Source organism: Kitasatospora sp. NPDC093558 (assembly GCF_040683475.1).
Lineage (GTDB): Bacteria > Actinomycetota > Actinomycetes > Streptomycetales > Streptomycetaceae > Kitasatospora.
In genome coordinates this window covers 1-2,442 of the sequence record NZ_JBFBDY010000825.1, presented here as the reverse complement: position 1 = coordinate 2,442, position 2,442 = coordinate 1, and the positions used below count along the sequence as shown (strand labels likewise).

Here is a 2,442-nt window from a genome sequence, read left to right as displayed (position 1 = left end):
TCAGGTCCGGCCGGAGACAGGTCCGGCCGGTGCGGCGGCGGGTGCGCAGCCAGGCGGCGGAGGCGGCGAGGCCGGCCGCTCCGGCGAAGGCGAGCTTGATGCCGAGTTTGGCGACGAGCACGCCGAGCACCGGGATGCTCCAGCCCAGCCAGTGGAAGAACGCCAGCAGGACGGCCGCACCGGCCACGATGCCGAGGACGGTGGCGCCGACGGCGGCCGCGGTGGACAGTTCGCGCGGTTCGGCCGCCGCCTCACCGGCACCGGACGGCGGCGGCCCAGGAGGCGCAGAAGAAGCGGAAGAAGTGGCAGAAGTGGAAGGCACGCTTGTCAGATCGTTCGCATCCCCAGGACCCATGCGCGCCATCGTACGGGTTCACCGCGGGGCGTGGTGGGTGTCTCCGCAGTGCTCGCCGGTCTCCTCGTCGGGGAAGCTGACGGCCAGGGTGACGCGGTACTCGTAGACGTCGTCGCGGTGTCCCGGGACGCGGGCCCAGGCGAGCGAGTGCACCTCGGCGCCGGGGGCCTGGCGGCACCACGCGGCGGCCTCCTCCAGCGCCCGCGCCGCCGAACGGCCGGTGCACACCACGGCGGTGTACGCGGCCACGGCGACGTCGCCGCCGCTGCGGCCGGTGCGCGACACCGCCCGGACGGCGGCCGCCGCCTGGGTCAGGTCCCGGGCCAGGTCGTCCACCACTCTCGGGGGAGCCGGCAGGACCGGCCCCTCGGCGACGGCCTCCGGCAGGTTCGCGCTCACGATCGGGGCCTCCGTCCACATCTGCGCCTCAGTCCGCACGGTCACGGGGCACAGCATGCCGGTCCGGGCGCCCGGCGCGTGCTTGCGGACGTTGGTCACCGCCTCCTGCGCGGTGCGCCGCACCGCGAGAGCGGCCTCGGCGGCGAGCGGGCGGGGCGTGCCGACGACGCCGAACACCGCCCGTTCGCGCGCCGTCAGTTCGACCAGGAAGTCCCCCACCGGGGTGAGTTCGCCGCGCAGCGCGGACAGCGCCTGCCGGGTCTCGGCCAGCCCGTCCTGCGCCATCCGCCGGGCGGCGACGACGCGTTCGCGGACCTGCTCGCGGTCGGTGCCGGCGTCCAGCATCAGCCGGGCCGCCTCCAGGTGGACGAGCTGCGCGGAGAGGCTGTGGGCGAGCACGTCATGGATCTCCCGGGCGATCCTGGCCCGTTCGGCGAGCGCCGCGCTCTCCGCCTCGGCGACCCGGGCGGCCCGTTCCTGCGCGAGCAGGCGGCGGGCGGTGCCGCGGGCCTCGATGTCCAGCCGCAGCAGGAAGCCGAGCAGGCCGAGCCCGACGACCGACGACACGACGCTGAGCCAACTCGCCCAGCTGACCGCGGTGTACGAGCCCAGTGCCGCCACCGCGACGAGGACCGCGGGCGCGGGCGGCAGCCGGACCAGCGCCATCACGGCCAGCCCGAGCCAGGTGAAGTCCGCCAGCACGATGGCGTGGCCCCAGTTGGCCAGCCACGCGAGGCCGATCAGGGCGACGGCCGCGGCGAGCGAGGGCACGAGCCGCTTTGCCCGGCTGGTGTTGAGGTAGACCGTGCTCAGCCCGACCATGGCCACCAGCCCGCCGGCCGCGGCCGCCGCGGCCCAGCCGGTGAAGCGGCCGTCGGCGAACGTCCCCCACGTGGCGCTGACGAGGATCACGATCCGGCCGAGCACGGTGAGGACCCGCCGCGGGCCGCTCGCGGCCTCGCGCTCCAGTCCCTCGCGGGACGGCCAGCGGGTCCAGTTCCCGGTCACGGGTTCCTCCTCGGGGTGTCGTACACGGCGGCGGCTCCGGCGCGGTGGCGCGGTGGTCAGCCGATCGCGGCGGCCTGCCGGGGCAGCTCGGTGGTCCGCGCCCTCCAGTTCACCACGAGCGAGCGGACCAGCAGCATGACCGCGAGGCCGAGCATCAGGGCGCTGCCCGCCTGGTGGACGTGCATCGCCGAGCCGATCCCGTACAGGCCGAGCCGGATGGCGATCATGCCGACCCACGCGGCGACCGTGGCCTTGGTGCCCTTGGCCCAGACCGAGCCGTCCGCGGCCCGCCAGAGCCGTACGGTCCAGCCCCAGACGGAGCCCATGGCGAGCACCGCCACCAGCGAGGCGGCGAGCAGACCGGCCGAGACCGCCGTGTGGTCGTGGTCGATCAGCTGCGGATCGCGCAGCGCGAGCACGCCGAGGATCAGCGGCAGCAGCCAGAAGCGGCGCTCGGTGTCCAGGCGCTGCGCGCGCATCTGCCGCTGGACCACCAGGACCATTACCGCGATGATCACGACGATGTTGACGAGGGCGGTCATCGGATTCTCCGTCCCGACGGAAGGCGTTGTGCTGACCTCACCGACGCTACGGATCCGGCGCCGCCGGGTGATCGGAGCCCGGGTGGACCGGGGGTGGAAGCGCAAGCGGGTGTGGCCGGCCCCCCCGGGGGGTGGGGC

The 2,442-nt window shown here is 75.1% G+C and carries 2 protein-coding genes and 1 pseudogene; all 3 read right to left on the bottom strand.

The window, feature by feature from the left end:
* Window positions 1-322 (bottom strand): annotated as a pseudogene (locus AB0O00_RS35720) (hypothetical protein); the annotation flags it as partial.
* A gap of 51 nt (window positions 323-373) precedes the next feature.
* On the bottom strand, window positions 374-1,762 hold the full coding sequence (locus AB0O00_RS35715; protein ID WP_363658867.1) for a histidine kinase: 1,389 nt from the start codon (window positions 1,760-1,762) through the stop codon (window positions 374-376).
* Between the two features lie 56 nt (window positions 1,763-1,818).
* On the bottom strand, window positions 1,819-2,304 hold the full coding sequence (locus AB0O00_RS35710; RefSeq protein ID WP_363658866.1) for a DUF1453 domain-containing protein: 486 nt from the start codon (window positions 2,302-2,304) through the stop codon (window positions 1,819-1,821).
* Window positions 2,305-2,442: the final 138 nt, after the last annotated feature.